Annotated in this window: 16 protein-coding genes, 2 tRNA genes and 1 pseudogene; 4 read left to right on the forward strand and 15 right to left on the reverse strand. The window is 71.2% G+C overall.

Features of this window, described 5'->3' with window-relative positions; translation table 11 throughout:
* Positions 1-42: 42 nt before the first annotated feature.
* The 6 genes and pseudogenes from ABZ939_RS10595 to ehuB all read right to left on the reverse strand — a co-directional run bounded on the left by ABZ939_RS10595 (position 43) and on the right by ehuB (position 4,093).
* Positions 43-116: transfer RNA gene (locus ABZ939_RS10595), tRNA-Lys, on the reverse strand.
* Between the two features lie 84 nt (positions 117-200).
* Positions 201-1,041: pseudogene (locus tag ABZ939_RS10600) on the reverse strand (IclR family transcriptional regulator C-terminal domain-containing protein).
* Positions 1,042-1,208: 167 nt separating this feature from the next.
* Entirely contained in the window at positions 1,209-1,970 is a 762-nt protein-coding gene (gene ehuA / locus ABZ939_RS10605) for an ectoine/hydroxyectoine ABC transporter ATP-binding protein EhuA (RefSeq protein ID WP_361851493.1), read from the reverse strand.
* Positions 1,960-2,610 (reverse strand): ectoine/hydroxyectoine ABC transporter permease subunit EhuD, encoded by a 651-nt coding sequence (gene ehuD / locus ABZ939_RS10610; RefSeq protein ID WP_361851495.1) that lies wholly within the window; start codon positions 2,608-2,610, stop codon positions 1,960-1,962. Before ehuD ends, ehuA begins: the two co-directional genes overlap by 11 nt.
* Positions 2,607-3,266, reverse strand: coding sequence for an ectoine/hydroxyectoine ABC transporter permease subunit EhuC (ehuC, locus tag ABZ939_RS10615; RefSeq protein ID WP_361851498.1), 660 nt, complete (start codon positions 3,264-3,266; stop codon positions 2,607-2,609). The genes ehuD and ehuC overlap by 4 nt, the downstream gene beginning before the upstream one ends.
* Positions 3,263-4,093: an ectoine/hydroxyectoine ABC transporter substrate-binding protein EhuB gene (ehuB, locus tag ABZ939_RS10620; RefSeq protein WP_361851501.1), complete on the reverse strand. Its 831-nt coding sequence runs from the start codon at positions 4,091-4,093 to the stop codon at positions 3,263-3,265. Before ehuB ends, ehuC begins: the two co-directional genes overlap by 4 nt.
* Positions 4,094-4,246: 153 nt before the next feature.
* On the opposite strand from ehuB, the gene ABZ939_RS10625 reads away from it, so the two are divergent.
* Both ABZ939_RS10625 and ABZ939_RS10630 read left to right on the forward strand, forming a co-directional pair.
* Complete coding sequence (locus tag ABZ939_RS10625; protein WP_361851504.1) at positions 4,247-5,326, forward strand: LLM class flavin-dependent oxidoreductase; 1,080 nt, start codon at positions 4,247-4,249, stop codon at positions 5,324-5,326.
* 254 nt (positions 5,327-5,580) lie between these two features.
* Entirely contained in the window at positions 5,581-7,272 is a 1,692-nt protein-coding gene (locus tag ABZ939_RS10630) for a glycosyl hydrolase family 18 protein (protein WP_361851506.1), read from the forward strand.
* Between the two features lie 68 nt (positions 7,273-7,340).
* Here ABZ939_RS10630 and ABZ939_RS10635 read toward each other — a convergent pair whose 3' ends face one another.
* Entirely contained in the window at positions 7,341-9,206 is a 1,866-nt protein-coding gene (locus tag ABZ939_RS10635; protein WP_361851509.1) for an EAL domain-containing protein, read from the reverse strand.
* 355 nt (positions 9,207-9,561) lie between these two features.
* Between ABZ939_RS10635 and ABZ939_RS10640 the strand changes: the two genes are divergently transcribed.
* The gene (locus ABZ939_RS10640) at positions 9,562-10,812 is read left to right on the forward strand and encodes a M6 family metalloprotease domain-containing protein (RefSeq protein ID WP_361851910.1); all 1,251 of its coding nucleotides are present in this window, start codon (positions 9,562-9,564) and stop codon (positions 10,810-10,812) included.
* Between the two features lie 81 nt (positions 10,813-10,893).
* Here ABZ939_RS10640 and ABZ939_RS10645 read toward each other — a convergent pair.
* The 4 genes from ABZ939_RS10645 to ABZ939_RS10660 all read right to left on the reverse strand — a co-directional run bounded on the left by ABZ939_RS10645 (position 10,894) and on the right by ABZ939_RS10660 (position 12,942).
* Positions 10,894-10,967, reverse strand: a tRNA-Lys gene (locus ABZ939_RS10645).
* A complete protein-coding gene (locus tag ABZ939_RS10650; protein WP_361851512.1) occupies positions 10,958-11,629 on the reverse strand; it encodes a bifunctional DNA primase/polymerase in 672 nt (223 codons plus the stop codon). Before ABZ939_RS10650 ends, ABZ939_RS10645 begins: the two co-directional genes overlap by 10 nt.
* Before the next feature lie 257 nt (positions 11,630-11,886).
* Complete coding sequence (locus ABZ939_RS10655; RefSeq protein WP_361851514.1) at positions 11,887-12,243, reverse strand: hypothetical protein; 357 nt, start codon at positions 12,241-12,243, stop codon at positions 11,887-11,889.
* An 84-nt stretch (positions 12,244-12,327) separates the two neighbouring features.
* Entirely contained in the window at positions 12,328-12,942 is a 615-nt protein-coding gene (locus ABZ939_RS10660) for a TetR/AcrR family transcriptional regulator (protein ID WP_361851517.1), read from the reverse strand.
* A 68-nt stretch (positions 12,943-13,010) separates the two neighbouring features.
* Here ABZ939_RS10660 and ABZ939_RS10665 point away from each other — a divergent pair, with 68 nt between their 5' ends.
* On the forward strand, positions 13,011-13,619 hold the full coding sequence (locus ABZ939_RS10665) for a peroxiredoxin-like family protein (RefSeq protein ID WP_361851520.1): 609 nt from the start codon (positions 13,011-13,013) through the stop codon (positions 13,617-13,619).
* Here ABZ939_RS10665 and ABZ939_RS10670 read toward each other — a convergent pair.
* From ABZ939_RS10670 to ABZ939_RS10685, 4 genes are read right to left on the reverse strand one after another with little or no spacing between them, the layout of a single operon-like run.
* Positions 13,600-14,940, reverse strand: a complete 1,341-nt coding sequence (locus ABZ939_RS10670) for an AAA family ATPase (protein WP_361851523.1) — start codon at positions 14,938-14,940, stop codon at positions 13,600-13,602. The genes ABZ939_RS10665 and ABZ939_RS10670 overlap by 20 nt on opposite strands.
* A complete protein-coding gene (locus tag ABZ939_RS10675; protein WP_361851526.1) occupies positions 14,937-16,526 on the reverse strand; it encodes a hypothetical protein in 1,590 nt (529 codons plus the stop codon). Before ABZ939_RS10675 ends, ABZ939_RS10670 begins: the two co-directional genes overlap by 4 nt.
* Positions 16,517-17,629 carry a hypothetical protein gene (locus tag ABZ939_RS10680; RefSeq protein ID WP_361851529.1) on the reverse strand — a complete coding sequence of 371 codons (1,113 nt, stop codon included), beginning with the start codon at positions 17,627-17,629 and terminating at the stop codon, positions 16,517-16,519. The genes ABZ939_RS10675 and ABZ939_RS10680 overlap by 10 nt, the downstream gene beginning before the upstream one ends.
* Positions 17,562-18,407 (reverse strand): phosphatase PAP2 family protein, encoded by an 846-nt coding sequence (locus ABZ939_RS10685; RefSeq protein WP_361851532.1) that lies wholly within the window; start codon positions 18,405-18,407, stop codon positions 17,562-17,564. The genes ABZ939_RS10680 and ABZ939_RS10685 overlap by 68 nt, the downstream gene beginning before the upstream one ends.
* Between the last annotated feature and the right edge of the window lie 104 nt (positions 18,408-18,511).

An 18,511-nucleotide genomic window follows, 5' to 3' on the forward strand; every position in this document is an offset into this window, starting at 1 on the left:
ACGAAGAAGCCCCCCGCCTGCGCGAGGGGCTTCTTCCGTCTGTGCGCCGCCAGGGACTCGAACCCCGGACCCGCTGATTAAGAGTCAGCTGCTCTAACCAACTGAGCTAGCGGCGCCTGCTGACAGAGAAAATACTACCTGGTCCTCGGGGGTGGTTCCGACCACCACCCCTGAGGACCAGGTCACGTTTTCGGATCGCCTCAGATCGCCAGCGAGAGCACCACCGGCGCGGCCCTGCGGTTGAGCGTGTCGGCCGCCGAGCGGAGTCGGTGGGCATGCTCGATCGGAAGGGAGAGCGCCAGGCAGCCCACGGCCGCACCGGCCGTCAGCGGCACCGCCGCGCAGACCGTGCCCACCGCGTACTCCTGCAGGTCCAGCACCGGGACGGTCGGCGGCTGGCTGTCCAGCTTGGAGAAGAGCACCTTCTCGTTGGTGATCGTCCGGGAGGTCAGCCGGGCGATCTTGTGGCGCGAGAGGTGGTCCCGGCGGCCGTTCTGGTCGAGCTGGGTCAGCGGTGATCGTCCGGGAGGTCAGCCGGGCGATCTTGTGGCGCGAGAGGTGGTCCCGGCGGCCGTTCTGGTCGAGCTGGGTCAGCAGGCACTTCCCGACCGCGCTGGCGTGCGCGGCCGAGCGGAAGTCCACCCATTCGTTGACCTTGGGCGTGCGCGGGCCGTCGGCGAACTGGGTGATCTTCACCTCGCCGTCGATGTACCGACTGATGTAGACCGCCGCACCGACGGAGTCGCGCAGTTCGGTGAGCGTCTCCTGCAGCTTCTGCTCCAGCGCTTCGCGGCGGGTCAGACCGGAACCGAGGAGGACCAAGGAGTCGCCGATGACATAGGCGCCGTCGGCGACCTGCTCGACGTATCCCTCGCGACGGAGCATCAGCAGCAGCGAGGACAGATGGGCGACGGGCAGACCGGTCTCACGAGCGATCTGGACGTCCGTCACCCCGCCACCGTGCCGTGAGACCGTCTCAAGGACGCGCAGGGCGTATTGCACCGAGTGGAACGGCGCAGTGGGCTCGGGCTTCAGCGCCACGGTTTCCCCCTACCAGGTTGTGACCGCAAGCTTCCGTACCACGATAGCCGTCAAGCTCCCTTTTCGGGGCGGCTGTTGGCGAGAATATGGCGGCGCCCCAGCGCCATACGCTGGGGCGCACCACCCTGGCATATGCCATGGTCAAAGCACCGTCATAGAGCCTGAGGTCAGAGCACCGCGCCCAGGAACTCGCGGGTACGCGGATGCTCGGGAGCCGAGAAGATTTTTTCCGGAGAACCGGACTCGATCACCCTTCCCTCGTCGAACATCAGGACCTCGTCGGAGATGTCCCGGGCGAAGTTCATCTCGTGCGTCACACAGATCATGGTGATGTCGGTCGTCCCGGCGATCTCACGGAGCAGATCCAGCACACCCGCCACGAGTTCCGGGTCGAGCGCCGATGTCACCTCGTCGAGCAGCAGCACCTTCGGCTCCATCGCCAACGCCCGCGCGATGGCGACCCGCTGCTGCTGGCCGCCGGACAGCTGCGCGGGCCTGGCCTCGTACTTGTCGGCCAGACCGACCATGTCGAGCAGCTCCCGCCCGCGCGCCTCCGCCTCCTCGCGGCTCTTCCCCAGGACCCGGACCGGCGCCTCGGTGATGTTGCGCAGCACGGACATGTGCGGGAAGAGATTGAAGTGCTGGAAGACCATCCCGATCTTCTTCCGCACCTCACGCCGGTGCTTCTCGCCCGCCGGATGGAGCTTTCCGCCGTTGACCCGGATGGTGCCCGCGTCGGGCTTCTCCAAGGTCATCAGGAGGCGCAGGATCGTCGTCTTACCGGAACCGGAGGGTCCGATCAGCGTGACGTGACGGCCGGGGCGGACCGAGAAATTGAGATCGTCGAGGACCGTCTGCTCCCCGAAACGCTTGGTGACGTTCTCGAATCGAATCAGGGGGTGGTCGGAATCAGTGGCTTCAGTGGGCAAGGCGGCGCTCCAGAGTGCGGACGAGCAGGGAAGCGGGATACGCGATCAGGACAAAGGCCACACCGATCACCGTCAGCGGCTCGGTGTACTGGAAGGTGGCGGCCGACTCCAGCCGGGACTGCTGGAGGAGCTCCAGCACACTGATTCCGGCCAGCAGCGGGGTGTCCTTCAGCATCGCGATGACGTAGTTGCCGAGCGCCGGCGCGATCCGGCGCAGGGCCTGCGGCAGGATCACCGTCAGCCAGGTCCGGTGGCGCGGCAGGCTGAGAGCCTTCGCCGCCTCCCACTGCCCGGCCGGTACGGCGTCGATGCCGGCCCGGTAGACCTGCGCGGTGTACGTCGAGTAGTGCAGCCCGATCGCGAGCGTGCCCGTGGCCAGGGCGGAGAACTGCACGCCCCACTCCGGCAGCACGAAGAAGAGGAAGAAGAGCTGCACGAGCAGCGGAGTCGTGCGGACGAACTCGGTGACCGCGTTCACCGGCCAGCGCACGAACCGGCTGCGGGCACGGAATCCCAGCGCCCACACCAGCCCCAGCGTGAAGGAGATCAGCGAGCCGAGCACCAGCACCTGGAGCGTGACGAGCAGGCCGTCCCAGAAGCGCGGCATGAAGTCCGCCACCGCGGACCAGTCCCAGTTCACTTGGCCATCACCCCCAGGTTCGCCTTGCCGCGTCGCTCCAGAGCCTTCATCGAGCGGGTGATCACCAGCGCGATGACGAAGTAGACGACCAGGGTCACGGTGTAGATCGCGCCGCTCTCCTGGGTCGCGAGCCGCACCAGGTACGCGGCGAAGGAGACGTCCCCGACACCGAGCAGCGAGACCAGGGCGGTCCCCTTGAGCAGCTCGACGAGCAGATTGCAGAAGGACGGGATCATCTCGGGCACGGCCTGGGGGAGCAGCACGAGCCGCAGCCGCTGCCAGGGCGTGAAGCTGAGCGCGACCCCCGCCTCGCGCTGCGCCTTCGGTACGGCGTTCAGGCCGCCGCGCACGATCTCGGCGCCGTACGCACCGTAGGAGAGGCCGAGCGCGAGGATCGCCGCCCACATCGGGACGAGCTGCCAGCCCACCAGCGGCGGCAGGACGAAGAAGAGCCAGAACATCAGGATCAGCGCGGAGGTGCCGCGGAAGACCTCGGTGTAGAACCCGGCCAGGAAGCGGACGACGCGGGAGCGGTGGGTACGGGCGGTGCCGACGGTGAAGGCGACCAGCGCGGCGAGCGCGGCGGAGGCGATCAGGAGCTGGAGGGTGATCCAGATGCCGGGCAGGACCCAGTTCTGCCAGAGTCCTGCGGTCATCGGCACAGCTCCTCGGCGGTCATCGTGGTCATCTCGGCCTCGGTGAAGCCGAAGCGCCGCATGATCCGGAAGAGTTCGCCGCTCTTCTTCATGCGGTGCAGCTCGGTGTTGAAGGCGTCCCGCAGGGCCTTGTCGGTGGGGCGGAAGGCGAAGCCGCCCCCGTCGATCTTCCGCTTCCCGTCGGCGACGGCCGCAAAAGGCTCGGTGGACTCGGCCTTGGCGGACTTGCGGACCACCGCGCGGGCGGTCAGCGCGGTGCCGGCGAAGACGTCGACGCGGCCGGACTCGACCGCGTTCAGCCCGGCGACCTGGTCCTGGAGGACCACGATGTCCTTCTCCGGGTACCCGGCGGCCACCGCGTGCGCGATCTGGGCGTATCCGCTGCCGGTCGCGAAGCGCGCCTTGGCGCGCACCACGTCCTCGTAGGAGCGGAGCTTCTTCGGGTTTCCCTTGCGGACGATGAAGGAGTCGAGCATCTGGTACTCGGGGTCGGCGAAGAGCACCTGCGCGCAGCGGTCCTTGTTGATGTACATCCCGGCCGAGACGACGTCGAACTGCTGGGAGTTGAGCCCGGGGATGAGCGAGGCGAAGTCGGTGGCCACGGGCTGGACGTCCGTGATGCCGAGCCGTCCGAAGATCACCCGGGCGAGCTCGGGGGCCTCACCGGTGAAGGCGCCCTGCTCGTCGACGTAGCCGTACGGCACCTCGCCCGCGATGCCGAGGCGGACGGTGCCCTGGGATCTGAGGCGGCCGAGCGTGTCGCCGGAGGCGACGCGGGCGCAGCCGGCCGCACCGACCGCCGCCGCGGCTGCCGTTCCCCACAGCATCGTCCGCCGCCGTATCTGTTGCGTTGTTCGAGGCATGGGCGCGCGGCTACCCGAAGCCGAACAGGTCATTCCTGCGGACCCGCGGAATAACCGGAGACAGCCTCCTGTTCTTCTTCTCCGTACGTACGTCTTTGGGCAGAAGGGTCGTCAACGGTGAGCGACGCGATTCGGGGCACGGCACACGGGGACTCGCCCGTACCGCTGTCCGTATTGGACCTGGTGACCGTCGGCAGCGGCCGGACCGCGAGCCAGGCGCTGGCCACCAGCGTCGAGATCAGCAAACTCGCCGAGCGGCGCGGTTACCACCGCCACTGGGTGGCCGAGCACCACTCCATGCCCGGCGTCGCCTCCTCCTCGCCGGCCGTGATCCTGGCCCATCTCGCCGCCCACACCCGCCGCATCCGGCTCGGCTCGGGCGGTGTCATGCTCCCCAACCACGCCCCGCTGGTCATCGCCGAGCAGTTCGGCACGCTGGAGGCGTTCGCCCCGGGCCGGGTCGACCTGGGGCTGGGCCGCGCGCCCGGCACGGACGGCGCCACGGCCGCCGCCCTGCGCCGTACGCAGACCCTGAACGAGGGCGCGGACGATTTTCCGCAGCAGTTGGCGGAGCTGACCCGCTTCCTGGACGACGACTTCCCGGACGGCCACCCGTACGCCCGGATCCACGCCGTGCCCGGTCCGGTGCAGGGGTCCTCCGCCCGGCCGCCGATCTGGCTGCTCGGGTCCTCCGGCTTCAGCGCGCGCCTCGCCGGGATGCTCGGCCTGCCGTTCGCCTTCGCGCACCACTTCTCGGCGCAGAACACGATCCCCGCGCTCGACCTCTACCGGGAGTCCTTCCGCCCCTCGCAGGTCCTCGACGCGCCCTACGCGCTCATCGGCGTCGCGGCACTCGCGCACGAGGACCCGAAGGAGGCCCACCGACAGGTCCTCACGGGCGCGCTGTCGATGCTGCGCCTGCGCACCGGCAGGCCGGGCCTGATCCCGACCCCGGAGGAGGCGGAGGCCTACCCGTTCAGCCCGACGGAGCGGGACTTCGTGAACAACTGGCTGGCGACCATCCACTACGGCACGGCGGACGAGGTGCGGACGGGCCTGGACGATCTGCGCAAGCGGACCGGCGCCGACGAACTGATGATCACGGCCAACGCGCATGGCGGCGATGTCCGGCTGCGGAGCTACGAGTTGATAGCCGACGCGTACGGGATGCCGGACGGGGTCGGCCCGGCGGAGTAAAACCTGGGTTTCCGCGGCCGGTTGGTTCACCCCGGAACCACCGACTTCGCCATCCCTAAGTGAACCTTAAACCGCTCGTCACCAATGGTGGCGGGCGGTTCCGCTTTGTGCTGCACCGCTCTGACAAGGGCTTTCATCCGTCAATTGGTCTAGTCCTCAATCTGGTTCAGACCATTGACTCGCTGTTCACGTGGCGGCTATCACTTCTCCAACTGCTGTACCGCGCACCCCTCGTACCCCCTCGGAGGCCGCACGTGCACCCCCGTAAGCCATTGATCGCCGCGCTCGTCAGCTCGGCCCTCGCCGCAGGCGCGCTCGCCGCGACCGTCGGGCTCGGCTCCGCCCAGGCGGCCGGCACCGCCACCACCGCCTCGGCCGGTGGCGTGAAGATCGCGTACTACGACCAGTGGAGCGTGTACGGGAACGCCTTCTACCCCAAGCACCTCGACACGCGGGGCATCGCGGGCAAACTGGACGTCATCAACTACTCGTTCGGGAACATCCACCCGACCGAACTCACCTGCTTCGAGGCCAACAAGGCGGCCGGTGACGACGCGAACCCGAACGCCGGTGACGGGGCGGGCGACTCGTACGCCGACTACCAGCGCTCCTTCTCGGCCGCGGACAGTGTCGACGGTGTCGCCGACAAGTGGGACCAGCCGATCGTGGGTGTCTTCAACCAGTTCAAGGAGCTGAAGGCGAAGTACCCGCACCTGAAGATCAACATCTCGCTCGGCGGCTGGACGTACTCCAAGTACTTCCACGACGCGGCCAAGACGGACGCGAGCCGCAAGAAGTTCGTGGCCTCCTGTATCAAGCAGTACATCCAGGGCGACCTGCCGGTCGAGGGCGGCTACGGCGGTCCGGGCACCGCCGCCGGCATCTTCGACGGCATCGACATCGACTGGGAGTACCCGGGCTCGCCCGACGGCCACCTCGGCAACCACTACGGCCCCGAGGACAAGGCCAACTTCACCCTCCTGCTCGCCGAGTTCCGCAAGCAGCTCGACGCCCACGGCGCGGCGAACGGTGGCAAGAAGTACCTGCTGACCGCGGCCCTCCCGGCCGGCCAGGACAAGATCAAGAACATCGAGACGGACAAGATCGGCGCGTACCTCGACTACGCGAACATCATGACGTACGACATGCACGGCGCCTGGGACGGCGACGGGCCGACGTACCACCAGTCCCCGCTGTACTCCGGCTCGAACGACCCGACCGACCCCATCGCGCCGGGCACCGAGAAGTACTCGATCGACAACGCGATCGACTCCTGGATCGACGGCAAGCCGGCCTACGGCATCGCGGGCGGCTTCCCGGCGAACAAGCTGACGCTGGGCTACGAGTTCTACTACCGCGGCTGGAAGGGCGTCCCGGCCGGCTCGGCCAACGGCCTCGCGCAGCCGGCCACCGGCGCCTCGGCGGCCCGCCCGGTCAGCCAGCAGGCGGGCATCGCGCACTACAAGGAGCTCGGCGGCATCGTCGACAACGCGGCCACGACGTTCTGGGACGACCAGGCGAAGTCGGCCTACTTCTACAAGGACGGCGAGTTCTTCACCGGCCTCGACCAGCGGACCATCCAGGCCCGGGTGGCGTACGGCAAGCAGCGCGGTCTGGCCGGCGCGATGATGTACTCGCTCCTCGGCCTGGACACCAACACCACGCTGCTGAACCAGATCAACGACGCGCTGGGCGGCACCACCGTCCCGCCGACCACGCCTCCCACCACCACGCCTCCGACCACCACCCCGCCCACCACGCCCCCGACCACCCAGCCCCCCACGGGCTGCGGCACCGTCCCGGCGTACGTGGCCGGCACCGTCTACACCGGCGGAACGGTCGTCTCTCACAAGGGCCACAAGTGGCTCGCCCAGTGGTGGACCCAGAACGAGGAGCCGGGCACGACCGGCGAGTGGGGCGTGTGGAAGGACCAGGGCGCCTGCTGATCCCCCGCTGAAATGACCACTGCCCCCGCCCGGATGTCCCTCCGGCCGGGGGCAGTTCCATCTCCGTCTCAGACGGGCATCGGCGTCGAACCGATCAGCTCGGCGATACGGTCCGGGGCCACCGCGCGCGAGTAGAGCCAGCCCTGCCCCGTGTCGCAGCCGATGCGCCGCAGCCGGGTCGCCTGCCCCGAGGTCTCCACGCACTCGGCGGTGACCGTCAGACCCAGCCGGTGGGCGAGCTGGACGAGGGCCTCCACGATCAGCTCGTCCGCCGGGTTGGCGTGCGCCTCGTCCTGGAAGCCGCGGACGAACGATCCGTCCAGCTTGAGCACGGAGACGGGCAGCCGGCTCAGATACGCCAGGTTCGAGTAGCCGGTGCCGAAGTCGTCGATCGCGATCCGCACCCCCATGTCGCTCAGCGCCTGGAGCGCCTGCAGCGGCCGGCCCGCCGAGCCCATCACCGCGGACTCGGTCAGCTCAAGCTGGAGCAGATGCGGCGCGAGCCCGGTCTCCGCCAGGATGCCCGCCACGTCCGCCACCAGGTCCGAGTCCCAGACCTGCCGTACGGCCACGTTGACGCTCACGAACAGCGGCCGCTCGCGCGGATGGTCCTTCTGCCACTGCCGGGCCTGGCGGCACGCCGTCCGCAGCACCCACCGCCCCAGGTCGACGATCGAGCCGTCTTCTTCCGCAATTCCGATGAACCGATTCGGCGGGAGCGAGCCGAACTGCGGGTGGTTCCAGCGCACCAGCGCCTCCACCCCGTGCACCGACCCGTCCGCCAGACCCACCAGCGGCTGGTACTCCAGCGCGAACTCCCCGCGCTCCACGGCCGGGCGGAGCGTGGAGGACAGTGCCTGCCGGGTCATCCGGTGCGCGTTGCGCTCCGGGTCGAAGAGGGTCCAGCGGGCCTTGCCGTCGGCCTTCGCCCAGTACAGCGTGGTGTCCGCAGCCTGCATCAGCCCCGTCGCGGTCGTACCGTGGGCGCCCCGCTCCACCACCCCGATCGAGGCCGAGACCGAGAGCCGCTGGCCGGCCAGGTCGAAGGGCTGCTGGAGCGCGCAGAGGACGGACTGGGCCAGATCCGCGAGCTGTTCGGTCCCCGTGGAGTCCTCGACGAGGATCGCGAACTCGTCGCCGCCGAGCCGCGCCACCAGGTGCCCGCCGCTCCTGGTGTACCCGTCGTTGTCCGCACACTCCGTCAGGCGGGCGGCCACGGCGGCGAGTAGTCGGTCCCCGATCCGGTGCCCGAGGGTGTCGTTGACCGCCTTGAAGCCGTCGAGATCGAGATAGCAGAGACCGATCCGCCCTGTTCCGCCATGCCCGTACGACTCGTAGGACTCGTAGGACGATCGGATGTCCGGGCACTCCTCCTCCTGCGAGGCCGCCTCCAGGGCCGCCGAGACCCGCTCGAAGAACAGCGCGCGGTTGGGCAGTCGGGTCACCGGGTCGTGCATCTGGAGGTGGCGGAGCCGTGCCTGCAGTTCGCGCCGGTCGCTGATGTCGGCGATCGAGAGGAGGACGCGCCGGCTGTCGGGCACGGGGGAGACGGTGACCTCGGCCCAGAGCGAGCGCCCGTCGGGGTGCTTGAGCCGGCGTGTGCAGCGGAAGCGGGAACGGCGGCCGCGCAGCACCTCGCGGTACGCGTGCCAGGTGCGGCCGTCGGAGGCGAGGTCGACGAGGTCGGCTGCGGCCTGCTCGGTGAGCGCGTCGGTCTCGGTGCCGAGGAGGGTGCCGAGTGCCTCGTTGGCGGAGACGACGAGGCCGTTCTGGTCGACCACCGCCATGGCGAGCTGGGCGGCCCGGAAGGCGGCGCGGTAGTCGCGGAGTTCGGCGTCGACCTGGGGGTCGTGATGACGCTCCGTGATCGGAGGCGCGGGCTCCCGTGCGGGCGAGAGCTGGGTGTGCACCGGTCCTTCGGGGGTTCCGCTCACCGCTCGCTCCCGTAGTGCAGTTGGTCGTACGGACGTGGTCGGGATGGGGGTCGGCCTGGAAAGTGTGCCGATCATAGGGGCAGCCACGGGGGTCATTCCAGCTCCATGGGCGCCCTCCCGCCCGACGGGGCCGTGAGTCCCTCTGCCGCGGACCCCTGGCCGATCGTTTCTGCGCGGGTCTGACATGGGACTGCGGCGGCCTGACCGATTGTGACGTTCCGTGAGCCGTTGAGCGCGCGTGTCGCGTCGACGCCATGTCGCCCGCTCACCCGACTGGGGCAGCGGAAAAGTGCGAAACCTCCCAAACCATCACAAGGTGGATGAGGTGTCCCACATTACGGAGCCGGAGGTCTACGTGAGGGGTCAGCAGACACCCGAGGGAGTGGAACGTCCGCGGCTGCGTTCCTCCGCGGCGGCCTTCACCTCCCTGGTGGCGCTCGCCGCGACCGGGCTCGTGGCGGGCCCCGCCGCGGGCGCCCCCGCGGCCGGTCCCTGCGCCCTGCCGCGCACCGCCGCCCATCACTCCCTGGGTCTGGACACCTGGAACAGCTCCTACCCGCAGCCCGTCCGCTCCCTCGACGCGGTCATGATCTTCCTGTCCTTCCCCGACTCCGCCCCGCTGACCAGCCCCGACGCGCTGGCCGCCGACCACTTCCCGGGCACGAGCGAGTTCTTCCGGCGCGCCTCGTACGGCCGCTTCACGCTCCGCCCGGACACCCAGCGCGAATGGACCCGGATGCCGAAGGCCTCCACCTCGTACGCCATACAGCGCGACTGGGACGCGGGGAAGCGCACGGCGTATCTGCGGGACGCGGTCGCGGCGGCGAACGAGAAGGTCGACTTCTCGCGGTACGACATCGTCTACCTGGTCGCCGACCCGGACGCGCCGGGCGTGGACTCCGACGCCACGAAGGTCGTCAACCTGGAACACCCGCTCACGGTGGACGGCACGGAGATCGATCGGGTCGTGACCGTCTTCGAGCGGCATCCGCCGGACCGCAACGTGCTGGCCCACGAGACCGGCCACGTCTTCGACCTGCCCGACCTCTACCACCGGCCGACGGACGGCAAGGGCGACTGGGACACCCATGTGGGGGACTGGGACGTCATGGGCAGCCAGTTCGGCCTCGCCCCGGACCTCTTCGGCTGGCACAAGTGGAAGCTGGGCTGGCTGGACCGGAGCCAGGTGACCTGTGTGCAGGGACCGGGCACCCGGGTGCTCAGCCTGGAGCCCCTGGCGGCGGCGCCGGAGGCCGGCGGCACGGTCGGCAAACGGCTCGCGGTCGTACGGACGGGAGTGGGCACCGCGCTCGCGATCGAGGCGCGCGGCTCGACCGGCAACGACCGGGACACGTGTACGGAGGGTGTGCTGATCTACCGCGTACGGAACGAGGCGGCGTCCGGGGACGGCCCGGTCGAGGTCGTGGACACCCATCCGCGGACCGAGGCCTGCTGGGACCGCTCGGTGTACCCGCCGCTCGCGGACGCACCGCTGGGGGTCGGCGAGACGTTCACGGTGCCGGGGGAGGGCACGCGGGTGGAGGTGGCGGACCGGACGCGGGCGGGCGTGTGGACGGTGAAGGTGACGCTGCCGGACAGCCCCTGAGGTGCCCGTACGCGCACACCGCCGTGCCGTACCGCGCACACGAAGAAGCCCCCCGCTTGCGCGAGGGGCTTCTTCCGTCTGTGCGCCGCCAGGGACTCGAACCCCGGACCCGCTGATTAAGAGTCAGCTGCTCTAACCAACTGAGCTAGCGGCGCCTGCTGACGTCGTAGACCTTAGCATCCTGATCGGCGGGAGGAAAAATCGATATCCGCACGTCGGCGGCGGATGCGGCCCGGACCGCCCGGACGCAGGCCCAGAGCATGACCTCGGGCCCCGGCAGCCAGGGGTGGCGGGTGTCGGGTGCGACGACCCAGCGGGGGCCGGTGGGCTCGAGCGGGGTCAGCGGAGGGATGGTCACGGCGTCGCCGGTGCCGTGACAGAGCGGCGGCGGGACGGTGTCACCCCACTCCTCCCACTCGAGCAGGGACGGTAACCGCTGAGCCGTTCCGGGCGCGGCGAACAGCAGCATCCGGCCCCGGTACACGGCGACGGGGCCCGTGCCCGGCCCCTCCTCCCAGAGTCGGTCGAGCATCCGGCGCCCGAAGATCGTGTCCACGTTCACGACGTCGAACACGGTCCCGCAGGGGAGGACGGCGGGCGCGGCGGGCCGGGCCTCCCAGAGCGCCAGCGTGGAGCGCGGATATGCGGCGGCGGAGGCGAGCCAGTCGGCCCCGGCGGAGGTGACGTGCGCCGTGTGATGGCGCCCCTCGTCCCGGTCCCGCAGGGAGCGGAAGATGTCCGGCCGGTCCGTCCGCCACTCGTCGGTGTCGCTCTGGGCCGGGCTCAGGGGGGTCTCGTCTCGCAGCCATGCGCTCATGGAGCCAGATCTACCGGGAGTGACGGCTCCGTTTCCGAGGGTTGCCGGAAACCGGGACAGGGCGGGTGCCGGAGGAGTATCTTTCGCCCCGGCATATGCCAGGGGGTGATGGCGCCCGCGCGGCGTGTGGCCGGGGGTCGGTGGCGGCGTCCCTCGTGCCGAGTGGCCGGGGGTGGTGGCAGTGCCCCTCGCGTCGGCCGGGGTGGTGGCAGTGCCCCTTGTGCCGTGTGGCCCGGGGTGGTCGCCCGGGCCATGGCTCAGTCCTCCTGGGACGTACCGCCCGTACGGATCAGGTCTCGGCCGAACTCGATCATCCGGCGCGCGTAGTCCTCGGTCCACTCCGCCCGCTCGGCGACGTCCGCGGGCGTCAGCCGGTCGAACCGGCGGGGGTCGGCGAGCTGCGCCGCCGCGATCGCCTGGAACTCGATCGCCCGGTCCGTCGCCGCCCGGAAGGCGAGCGTCAGCTCGGTCGCGCGGGACAGCAGCTCCCGCGGGTCCTCGATCGACTCCAGGTCGAAGAAGTGCTCCGGGTCGGCGGTCGCCTCGGCAGGCTCGAAGATCAGCGGTGCGGGCCGGAGGCGCCGCTGCTCGTTCCGCTCCGCGGATTCCGCCATCGTCCTTCTCCTCCTCGCACACACGCGGCCCGGACACCCGGGCCGTCTTCCATTGTCCCGCTTCGCGCAAGGGGGCGGGGACGCTCAGTCGCCGAGGCCGCGCAGGTAGACCGTGAGCCCGCCGAAGAACTCCCGTTCGGCGTCGATGCCGGGGGCGTGGTGGGCCGCGTCCGTCATGTACGGGTAGCGGTCGACGGGTAGTTCCGCGATGGCGGTCGTGCCCGCGCCGGCGAGGGACCCGAGGTGTTCGAGCTGGATCGCCCCGACGACGTACGAGATCAGGCCGCGCAGGGCGACGACCCGCTGTTCGCCCTCGATGCCCGCCTCGGCCAGGATCCCGAGCAGCGACTCCGACCAGCGCAGCAGTCCGGGCAGCCGGTGCCGGTGGGTGACGGTCAGCGGGACGGCGGCGGGGTGCGCGCCCACGCTGTCGCGCAGCCGGCGGACCATGACCTCGATCCGCTCCGGCCAGGGCGTGCCGGCGGCGGGCGGGGTCGGGTCGACGGTGCTCAGGACGCGCTCGGCGACGAGCCCTTCCAGTTCGTCGCGGTCGGCCACGTACCGGTAGAGCCCCATGGTGCTCATGCCGAGTTCCTTGGCGACGGTGCGCATCGACAGGCCGGTGAGTCCGTCGCGGTCGATGACGGCGAGGGCGGCGGCGGCCAGTTGGTCCTGGGTGAGGGAGCGGGGGCGTGGCATGGGTTGACAGCGTACGCCATACGCCTACGCTGTTAGGAGTACACCGTACGCCTACGTGGAGGTGTTCCATGGCCCTGCCCGGAAAGCAGCTGCAGCCCGGCTCTTCGGCCCCCGTCCGCACACTCGACCCGCTCCTCGGGCCGCCGGTCGCGGTCCCGGACCCCGAACGACTCGTCCACCTGCAGTTCCGGCGCTTCGCCGGCTGCCCCGTCTGTCATCTGCACCTGCGGTCCGTGGCGCGACGGCACGAGGAGATCGAGGCGGCCGGCATCCGGGAGGTCGTCGTCTTCCACTCGCCGCCCGAGGAACTCGCCCCGCACCTGGACGGCCTGCCGTTCCCGGTCGTCGCCGATCCCGGCAAGCGGCTCTACACCGCGTTCGGCGTCGAGTCCTCACCCAGGGCGCTGCTCAGCCCGAGGGCGTGGGGGCCGATCGTCCGGGCCGTGGTCGTCGGCACCTGGGAGATGCTGCACGGTCGTGAACGCCCGCCGGTGCTCCGCCCGCAGGGCGGACGGCTGGGACTGCCCGGAGACTTCCTGATCGGGACCGACGGCCGGATCGTCGCCGCGAAGTACGGCGAACACCTCGACGACCAGTGGTCGGTCGACGAACTCCTCGCCCACGCCTCCGCGGCCCGCCCCGCCCCGCGCCACCCCGTCAGGCCGGTGACCAGCTGACCCGGTGCTCCGCCAGGTGGGAGAGCACCGCGTGGTTCGCCTCCCAACCATCAGGGAACTTCACCGTCACTCCCAGCTGGATCGGTTCCGTCGACGGGTGGTCGTCCAGGAGGTCCGCCACGCCCGCGCGGCAGACCACGATGCAGGCGTGGCGGTGGCGGGAGGCCAGGACGCACAGGCGGCCCGTCTCCAGGTGGAAGGCCGTGGCGTCCGGGCGGCCCGAGAGTGGGTGGAGGACCACCGTCACGTCGTACTCGCGGCCCTGCAGACGGTTCGCGGTGTCCACCGTCACGCCCGAGACCCCCAGCTCCGCGAGCGCCGCGCGGACCGCCGCCGCCTGGTCGCGGTGGGCCGTGCCGACCGCGATCCGGTCGGGGGTCAGCGGGACCGGATCGGGCGAACGCTCCGAGACGGCCGCCCCACCCCGGTCCAGGAGACGGCGCACCACCAGCGCCACCGCACCGACGGCCTCAGGGTCGGTGCGGGGCGTGTGGCGGGCCGGCAGTTCGAGCAGCCCCCACCCCGACTCGGCGGCCTCGTCCAGGACCCGGTCCGGGCCCGAGCCGTCCGACGGCACCCCGAAGGCCAGCCGCCGGTCGCCGTGGTCCGTGCCGCTGCGGAAGCGGGTGTACGGATAGAACGCGTCGGACACCAGCGGCGCGGCCGAGGCCGGCAGCCGCCAGGACACCGGCAGCCGGTGCTGCGGCAGGTCCGGATTGTGGGCGAGCAGCGTCGAGACCGCACTCGCCGACGGGTCGTACGAAAGGCCCGCCCACTGCTCCGCGCCGACCACCGAGAACGGGTCCAACTGCCCCGGGTCGCCCACGAACAGCGCCCGCTCGAAGAGCCCGGCCACCGCGAGCAGTGAGTCCGAGCGCATCTGGTACGCCTCGTCCACGATCGCGTGCGCCCACGGCTCGACGTTCTTCACATGCGCCCACTTCGCGGCCGTCGAGATGACCACGTCCAGGCCCGCCAGGTCCCCCGCCTTCGACGACTTCCGTACGTTCTCCAGATCGTCGAGCGCCTTGTCGTACGGATCACTGTCGTTGGAGTGCAGCCGGCCCACCGGAAGGTCCGGCTCCTTCTCCGCGAGCCGCAGTACCAGGTCGTCCACCTGCGCGTTCGTCTGCGCGACGACCATCAAAGGCCGCCCCGCGGCGGCCAGTTCCAGCGCGGCCCGCACGACGAGCGTCGACTTGCCGGCGCCCGGCGGGGAGTCGACGACGACGCCCCGGGCGTTCCCGTGCAGGGTGTCCTCGAGGATCTCGCGCGTCGCCCGCGCGGCCTCGGCGCCGGGATCGAAGACATCGGCGGTCACAGCAGGTCCTCCGTGGTCACGGCGTCGGGCAGCTCGGCGACGTCGGAGCGCGGGGGCCCGCCGTGCGTCCAGGGCGTCTCCTCCGGGTCCGGCAGTTTCGCGCCCACCCGCTGGTCGTGCTCGAACAGCGTCCAGGCGATCCGCTCACCCTTCTCCGGCACCGAGCCCTCCGCGGGCTCCTTGGACCGGCCCATCCGGTCGGTGACCCGCAGCACGAGCGAGCCGTCCTCCTCGTACCGTACGAACTCCGCCGTCTGCGGCTTGCCTTCGAGTGAGCGGTACACCTTCACCCGCTCGCCCAGGTGCGGCCGGTCGTCCGTGCGGACCGTGAGCAGCGGGCGCGGCGAGGGCCGCTTCGACTCCGACCAGGCCATCGTCACCTCCACCACCTCCGCGACGAACGCCTCGCCCGCGAGCCGCCGACCCGCGAGCACCAGCGGATCGTCCAGCGCCTCCTGCGCCTCCAGCTGGCCCTGCGCGGACTCCCGTGCCGCCAGCTTCTGGGCCGCCGTCACCGCGTCGTCGCGGCGCGGCTGCGGCGGTTCGCCGGCCACGACCCGGTCGCGGTGGCCGGTGAACGACCAGCGGTCGCGGGTCCAGCGGTCCGCTACCCGCGCGCCCTCCGGCAGCTCCCGCAGCAGGTCGAGCGAGCGCCACACCGCGTACCAGGTGGGCTTCAGCTGCGAGACGATCAGCCGGCGGATCTCCCGCTCGGCGCGGTGCAGTTCGCCGAGCCGCTCGTCGGCGCTCTCGCCGTCCTCGGCCGCGGCCAGCGCCTGCCGTGCCCGGTCGAAGCGCTCGATCGCGGGCGCGAGCAGCCGGTTGTCGAAGGCCGGGTCGGTCGCGGGACCGGCGGGCGGGCACAGCAACTGCCCGTCGCGGTCCCGGCCGAGCTCGGCACGCAGCGCCGCCTCGGCCCCGGACTCTCCCTCCGGGGGGTCGATCCAGGACAGGAGCGCGCCCAGATGCTGGTCCTCCAGGGAGGACTGGCCCGTCGCCCAGTGCCGGTTCAGCAGATCGGTCGCCCCGAGCAGCAGCGAGGATCCCGGCACCCGGGCCCGCTCACCGAAGTGGGTCAGCCAGCGGCCGAGCAGCGGCACCCGGGGCGGCGCCGGGAACGGCGTCTCCGGATCCTGCTCGGCCGTCCGCCGGAACCGCATCGAGCGCCCGAGGAGCCGTACGTACTCGATGCCCGCCCGGCTCGGAACGATCAACTGCGGGGCGTCCGCGCACAGTTCGACCTCGACCTTGACCTTCTTGCCCGTCTCCGGGTCGGTCTCGTTCTTCTCGGCGGCCTCGACCACGTCGGTGAACGAGTCGATGTACGGCAGGACCTCCTCGGCCAGGTCGGCGAGGAACGCGAACCGCAGATCCCGGTCGCGCGGCTGCGCGACGACCAGGAGCCGGGGCTCCTCGGGATCGGTCCCGACCAATGCGCCGAGCGGTGCGCCCGCCTCGCCGGCCGTGGTCAGCGGAACGAGCACGAGCGGCCGGTCCGACAGATGCCGGTGCCGCACCGTGGCCAGCGGCTGCGCCCGCCCGGCCTCGACGGCCTCCAGCCGGGCGAGGGTGGAGATCAGCGACATGCCAGCGCCTCCGTCCGCAGCGCCTGCGCGCGGCGCAGCGCGTCGACCGTCGGGTCCTCCGCGTCGCCGTCCTCGCCGCGCGCCGCCGCCAGGACGTCCCCGATCGTGGTCAGTCCGCCCAGCTCGCCCCGTACCGACCGGCCGAGCGCCTCCACCGCACCCGCGAGCCGGGCCCGCTCCCGGCAGTGGAAGGCCAGCTCGCACGCGGACAGGCACTCCGGCGCGTACGCGTGCGGAACCGACTCCACCGCCGACGCCAGCTCCTCCGCGGAGCACGTCTCCACATCGAACGTGACGCCCTCAGGCAGGACGGCCGCGATGTCCTCGACGCGGGTCAGCCGGGTCAGCTGCCGGCGGGTCACCGACAGCTGCTTGCGTACGTCGACGACCGAGGCCGTCGGCAGGTTGGAGAAGTCCTTCGGGCAGACGAGGAGCACCGAGTGCGCCACCTCCGCGCCCTCCGTGAGGGCCGCGACCCGCTCAAGGGCCAGGACGTACACCGCCGCCTGGCGGGCGGCCGCGCCCACCTTGGAGGCGTCCGCAGCACCGTCGATCATCGGGAAGGACTTGATCTCCACGACCGTCCACCGGCCGTCGGGGTGCACCACCACCGCGTCGGGCTCCAGATAGGCGGGGGAGCCCGCCACCTCCAGGGCCAGCATCGGATGGTCGAGCAGCGCCCACTGGCCGGCCGCGGTCGCCTCGCGCAGCGCGAGGGCCGTGCGGGCCGCGCGGCCCTCGGGGCCGGCCGCGGCCAGATCCGGGAGCCGTACCGTCCCGGGCTCCTCGATGCCGAGCAGACGCAGGAGCTCCCGCCCGCCGTCCGCCTTGACCTTCGCCTCGAAGGCGTTGCCCCGCATGAACGCGAACTGGGACTGCCCGAACGCCGCCGGCGAGCCCAGCTTCGAGGCGAGCGCGGCCTTGTCCACCCCGGCGCCGTCGAGCAGCGCACGCCGCCGGCAGCCGGGGTTGGCGGCCAGCGCCGCCAGTGCCCGCGCGTCCAGCGGATGCGGCACCGCGGCCGGTCCGCGCAGCTCAGCGAGCCGGTGCCGGAGTGTCGTCTGCGGAGGGAGAGGAGCTCCGCTGCCCAGGGATTCGCTCACCCGCGGAAGTCTCCCATCCGCCACTGACAAGCGCGTGCCTCTCGGGGCGCACGGTCGTCCGGACCCGGTGCGCGAGGCGCAACGCGGGCGCGGTGAGCAGCAGTCCGAGCCCCATCACGGCGGCCCCCGCGACCGCGTCGAGGAAGTAGTGGTTCGCCGTGCCCATGACGATCAGCGTGGTGAGCAGCGGGTAGGCGACGCCGAGGGCCTTCAGCAGCGGCGTGCGCCCGTACCGCCACAGCATCACCCCGCACCACAGGGCCCAGCCCACGTGCAGGCTCGGCATGGCCGCGTACTGGTTCGTCATCGCCCCCATGCCGCGCGGCGCGCTGGCCTCGGCGCCCCACCAGCCGTACGAGCTGAACTGCGCCATCGTGTCGACGAAGCCGTGGCGGGCGTCGAGGAGCCGGGGCGGGCAGGTGGGCAGCAGGGTGAAGCCGATCAGGCCGAGGAGCGTGGAGAGCATCAGCCAGGTGCGGGCGGCCCGGTAGCGGCCGGGCCGGCGGCGGTAGAGCCAGATCAGGACGGCCGGTGTGACGAGGTAGTGCAGGGAGGCGTACGCGAAGTCGGCGGGGACCCCCAGGGCGGGCGTCTCCGTGAAGAGCCGGTTGAGCGGGTGCTCGGCGTTCAGGTGGAGGGACTTCTCCAGGTCGAGGATCGCCAGGCCGTGATCGACGGCGCTCCGCACATCGCCGCGGGCGAGCAGCCGGCCGCAGGAGTACGCGGCGTACACGACGCCGATGAGTATCAGTTCCGTCCACCAGCGTGGCTTGCCCATGCCCGGTTCCCCCTCGTTTTCGACCGAGGAGAGGGACGCCGGGAAGGGGGTCGGGGTTGCCCGGGCGTTGCCGTGAATTCACGTGCGCGATGATGGAGGTGCAC

This window comes from Streptomyces sp. NPDC046712, assembly GCF_040645695.1.
In the GTDB taxonomy this organism is placed as follows: Bacteria; Actinomycetota; Actinomycetes; order Streptomycetales; family Streptomycetaceae; genus Streptomyces.